This is a genomic window from Streptomyces sp. NPDC091972 (genome assembly GCF_044756385.1).
Taxonomy (GTDB): domain Bacteria; phylum Actinomycetota; class Actinomycetes; order Streptomycetales; family Streptomycetaceae; genus Streptomyces.
The window spans coordinates 1-4,315 of the sequence record NZ_JBIVSV010000034.1 but is presented as its reverse complement, the minus strand read 5'-3'; the positions used below and the strand labels follow the sequence as shown (position 1 = coordinate 4,315).

Genomic DNA, 4,315 nt, shown 5'->3' with positions numbered 1-4,315 from the left:
AGCGTCATGCTCGTCACCTCGTCTCTGCGTCGTCGTGTGTTCGCCGGTGGCCGGGCGGCGCCTTCTCACCGGCGCCGCCCGGTCGCGCCTCACGGCATGAGCTGGTACTCGGGGAAGTTGCCGGGCAGCCGCTCGCCCGCCGGGCCCTGGGTGACGGCCCGCACGAGCAGTTCGCCGCCGACGAAGGCGCCACGCCAGGAGGCGCCGAAGCCGCCGAACAGTTCGTCGCGGTCGCCACGGGAACGCGGTTTGCCGTGACCGACCTTGAACGCGCGGATCTGCGGGGCGAGCCGGTCGAAGGTGGCCCGGTCGTCGGTGGACAGGGTGGCCACCAGGGCGCCGTTGGAGGCGTTCATCGCGGCCAGCAGTTCCGCCTCCGTGTCGACCAGGACGATGGTGTCGACCGGGCCGAAGGGTTCCGCGTGGTGCAGCGGCGAGGAGGGCGGCGGGTTCAGGAGCGTGACCGGCTGGACGTACGCCGAGGTGTCCTGGCCGGGCAGGAAGCGGGCGTCCGCCTCGCTGCCGCGGTGCACGGGGACGGCTCCGCGGCTGATGGCCTCGGCGACCTGGTCGCGGAGTTCCTTCGCCTTGGCCGCGTTGATCACCGGCCCGAAGTCCAGTGCGGGGTACGGGTCGTCGGGGTGCTCGACGGCGAGCGGGTGGCCGAGGCGCAGGGTGCGCACCGCGGGGAGGTAGGCGGCCAGGAACTCGTCGAACAGCTCGCGCTGGACGACGAACCGCGGGTAGGCCGTGCAGCGCTGCTTGCCGTAGTCGAAGAGCTTGGGGATGACGGCGGTGAGCGCGTCCCAGTCGGTGAAGTTCCAGATGCCCCAGGTGTTGAGCCCCTCCTGTTCGAGGACGTGCCGCTTGCCGAGGTCGGTGACGGCGGTGGCGACGGCGGCGCCGGTGTCGCGGCCGCCGACGAAGGAGACGCAGCCGATCTCGGGTGCCCGCACCAGCGCCTCGGACAGCTCTCCCCCGCTGCCGCTGACGAGGGTGACGGGGATGCCCTCGCGGGCGGCGAGCGCGCAGGCCAGGGTGAGGCAGGCGACGCCGCCGTCGGTGGGGGTCTTGGCGATGACCGCGTTGCCGGCCAGGGCCTGCACCAGCATGGCGTGGACGAGCACGCTCATCGGGTAGTTCCAGCTCGCGATGTTGGACACCGGGCCGTCCAGCGGGGAGCGGCCCTCGACCATCGGTTCGATGCCGTCGACGTACCAGCGGACGCCGTCGATGGCCCGGTCGACGTCGGCCTGCGCGAGCCGCCAGGGCTTGCCGATCTCCCAGACCAGCAGGAGCGCGAGGAGTTCGCGGTGCTGGGTGAGGGCGTCGAGGGTGGCGGCGACGCGGGCCCGGCGCTCGTCCAGGCGGATGTGCCGCCAGGCGCGGTGCTGGTCGAGGGAGGCGCGCACGGCCTGGTGGGCGGCTTCCCGGTCCAGACGCGGCGGGCCGGCGACGGGGCTGCCGTCGACGGGGCTCGTGGCGGGCAGGGCCCGGCCGTCCGCCCGCCAGGCGGAGGCCCAGAGGTTGAGGACGCGGTCGTCCCGGAAGGCCTCGGGGGCGACCGCGAGGCAGCGTTGCCAGGCGTCGTTCCAGGAGGTTCCGGACTTCACCACGAGATGGGTGGAGTTGAGGGTGGTGGTCATGCGCTGTCTCCGCTCTCGGTGCACAGTCGGGGGCGGGGTACGGGGGACGCGGCGGGGCCGGAGGAGGCTCCGTGCGCCGCCGTCGCCGGGTTGGGTCCGGGGCTGGTCGGGGCCGCCGGGTGAGTGTCGGTCGGGCCCAGGTCGCCGGGTGGGTGTGGGTAGGGTCGCGGCCGCCGGATGGGTGCCAGTCGGACGCAGGTCACCGGATGGGTGTGGGGCGGGTCGCGGCCGCCGGATGGGTGCCGGTCGGACGCAGGTCACCGGATGGATGCCGGTCGGTCCCAGGTCGCCGGATGGGTGCCGGTCGGGCCAGGGCCGCCGGATGGGTGTCAGTCGAGCCAGGGCCTCCGGGTGAGTGTCGGTCGGGCCGAGGCCGCCGGATGGGTGCCGGTCGGGCCGGAGCCGTCGGAGGGGCCAGGTCAGGCCCCGGGGGTCTCGCGGGCCGTGTCGAGCAGGGTGAGCACGAGGCGGGCGGTCTCGGTGGGGGTGTTCCCGACCTTGACGCCGACCGCCTCCAGCGCCGCCTTCTTCGCCTGGGCCGTGCCCGCCGAACCGGACACGATGGCACCGGCGTGGCCCATGGTCCTGCCCTCGGGCGCGGTGAATCCGGCGATGTAGCCGACGACGGGTTTGGTGACGTGCGCACGGATGTGGGCGGCCGCCCGTTCCTCGGCGTCGCCGCCGATCTCCCCGATGAGGACGATCAGTTCGGTGTCGGGGTCGTCCTGGAAGGCGGCCAGGCAGTCGATGTGGGTGGTGCCGACGACGGGGTCCCCGCCGATGCCGACACAGGTGGAGAATCCGATGTCGCGCAGCTCGTGCATGAGTTGGTAGGTGAGCGTGCCCGACTTGGACACCAGCCCGACGCGGCCGGACCTGGTGATGTCGGCCGGGATGATGCCCGCGTTGGACTGGCCGGGCGAGATGAGGCCCGGGCAGTTGGGGCCCACGACGCGTGTGCCCTTCTTCCTCGCGTACGAGGTGAAGGCGACGGAGTCGTGGACGGGGATGCCCTCGGTGATGACGACGACGAGGCCGATCCCGGCGTCCGCGGCCTCGACGACCGCCGCCTTGGCGAAGGCGGGCGGCACGAAGACGACGGTGACGTCGGCTCCGGTCTCCCGTATGCCGTCGGCGACCGACCCGAAGACGGGTACGACACGGTCGTCGAAGTCGACGGCCTGGCCGGCCTTGCGCGGGTTGACGCCGCCGACGACGTCGGTACCGGCGGCGAGCATGCGGCGGGTGTGTTTCATGCCCTCGGCGCCGGTCATGCCCTGGACGAGGACCCTGGACTCCTTGGTCAGGAAGATGGCCATGGACCGCTCCTTCAACTGGTGTGGGCGAGTTCGGCGGCCCGGCGGGCGGCGCCGTCCATGGTGGTGGCCTGCTGGACCAGGGGGTGGGCGTGCCGGTCGAGGACGGCCCGGCCGCGGGCGGCGTTGTTGCCGTCGAGGCGTACGACGAGCGGCTTGGTGAGCCGTACCTCGTCCAGGGCCCGCACGATGCCGTCGGCGACCGCGTCGCAGGCGGTGATGCCGCCGAAGACGTTGACGAACACGGACTTCACGGCCGGGTCGGACAGGATGACCGTCAGTCCGTCGGCCATGACCCGGGCGGAGGCGCCGCCGCCGATGTCGAGGAAGTTGGCGGGGCGGGCCCCGCAGCCGGCGACCACGTCTAGGGTCGACATGACCAGGCCGGCGCCGTTGCCGATGATGCCGACCTCGCCGTCGAGCTTGACGTAGTTGAGGCCCTTCGCGGCGGCGGCCGCCTCCAGCGGGTCGTCGTGGGCGATCGTGTCGCCGTTCCAACGAGCCTGCCGGAAGAGGGCGTTGTCATCGAGGGTGACCTTGCCGTCGAGGGCGAGGATGTGCCCCTGCCGGGTGCGCACGAGCGGGTTGACCTCGACGAGGAGGGCGTCCTGGCGGACCAGGACCTCCCACAGCCGTACGAGGACGTCGACGGTCTGCGCCGGCAGGCCGGCCGCGTCGGCGATCTCGGCCGCCTTCGCCGAGGTGACGCCCTCGGCGGGGTCGACGGGTATCCGGGCGACCGCCTCCGGGCGGACCGCGGCGACCTCCTCTATGTCCATGCCGCCCTCGGCCGAGGCGACGGCGAGGAAGCGGCCCGCGGCCCTGTCGAGGACGTAGGCGACGTAGAACTCGCGGTCGATGTCCACCGGCTGGGCCAGCATGACCTTGCCGACCGTGTGTCCTTTGATGTCCATGCCGAGGATCCGGCGTGCCGTCCGCTCGGCCCCGACGGGGTCGGCGGCGAGCCGCACCCCGCCTGCCTTGCCCCGGCCGCCGGTCTTGACCTGCGCCTTGACGACGACGCTGCCGCCGAGCCTGCGGGCGATCGCACGGGCCTCCTGGGGCGAGTCGATGACCTCCGCCCTCGGCACCGGGATTCCGTGTTCCTCGAAGAGGGCCCGGGCCTGATGCTCGTACAGGTCCATGATGAGGCTCCCGTCTGAAGTGATGCGCGACTGAAAGTGCTGCGCGACTGAAAAGTGCTGCACGCCCCCTGGACATCACCCATCGGATGCGGGATAACAATCTTCATACAGTATTCGTCGACTGTATGCAATGTGCCGAACAGGGGTCAGGACCAGCGCACCAGGACGCTCAAGACAACGGACAAGTGAGGTGGCTTGTGTCGAGAAC

Annotated in this window: 3 protein-coding genes; all 3 read right to left on the bottom strand. The window is 72.2% G+C overall.

The window, feature by feature from the left end; translation table 11 throughout:
- Positions 1–89: 89 nt before the first annotated feature.
- Positions 90–1,646, bottom strand: coding sequence for an aldehyde dehydrogenase family protein (locus tag ACIQJT_RS41655; RefSeq protein WP_365465727.1), 1,557 nt, complete (start codon positions 1,644–1,646; stop codon positions 90–92).
- Between the two features lie 419 nt (positions 1,647–2,065).
- The gene (gene sucD / locus ACIQJT_RS41650; RefSeq protein WP_402650672.1) at positions 2,066–2,965 is read right to left on the bottom strand and encodes a succinate--CoA ligase subunit alpha; all 900 of its coding nucleotides are present in this window, start codon (positions 2,963–2,965) and stop codon (positions 2,066–2,068) included.
- Between the two features lie 11 nt (positions 2,966–2,976).
- Positions 2,977–4,107 (bottom strand): ADP-forming succinate--CoA ligase subunit beta, encoded by a 1,131-nt coding sequence (sucC, locus tag ACIQJT_RS41645; RefSeq protein ID WP_402650671.1) that lies wholly within the window; start codon positions 4,105–4,107, stop codon positions 2,977–2,979.
- Positions 4,108–4,315 lie beyond the last annotated feature (208 nt).

What these genes read in the sequence shown, in the direction of transcription:
- sucD (WP_402650672.1), bottom strand. Translation starts at nt 2,965, where the DNA reads ATGGCCATCTTCCTGACCAAGGAGTCCAGGGTCCTCGTCCAGGGCATG.
- ACIQJT_RS41655 (WP_365465727.1), bottom strand. Translation starts at nt 1,646, where the DNA reads ATGACCACCACCCTCAACTCCACCCATCTCGTGGTGAAGTCCGGAACC.
- sucC (WP_402650671.1), bottom strand. Translation starts at nt 4,107, where the DNA reads ATGGACCTGTACGAGCATCAGGCCCGGGCCCTCTTCGAGGAACACGGA.